The sequence below is a fragment of the Dellaglioa sp. CoH-56-MRSF-11 genome, from assembly GCF_056782135.1.
Genome location: NZ_JBXAYE010000055.1, coordinates 1 through 360, shown reverse-complemented (window position 1 = coordinate 360; position 360 = coordinate 1). Strand labels below are relative to the sequence as shown.

The 360-nt window shown below is 55.8% G+C and carries 1 protein-coding gene; it reads right to left on the bottom strand.

Annotation, left to right across the window (positions count from 1 at the left end; translation table 11 throughout):
- Window positions 1-101: 101 nt before the first annotated feature.
- Window positions 102-360: hypothetical protein (locus tag AC1RPT_RS07815; RefSeq protein WP_481762988.1), on the bottom strand; the 259-nt coding region annotated here is incomplete at its 5' end.

The following is a 360-nucleotide window of genomic DNA, read 5'->3' as shown; positions in this document are numbered from 1 at the left end:
CCCATCCTTATCAGGCTCGGGGCTTCGACAAACAATCATGTCTGGGTCTTGGCCCCGGAGCTTGCATAGTTCTCGCGCTGCGCGTTCGAGTTGTCGTTCGTTCATACGCTGGCCTCGTACATAAGTTCCTTTTCATCACGGCCAAGACCCAATGCTACTGTAGTCAGGCTCCTATGGATGGATGCACGCTCTTCTGTAGTAAGAGCGCGTGATGCACCGTTGATGAAGGCGCTGCGCGTCGAGCCACGCACAATGTGTTCTGGCATTGGATCGCCAGTGTTCAGCATCTCGACAACCGCAACACGTGGCTCGTTCTTGAACTCGTCGCGAAGATGCACGGCATTCATCGTGGGGAGCGGG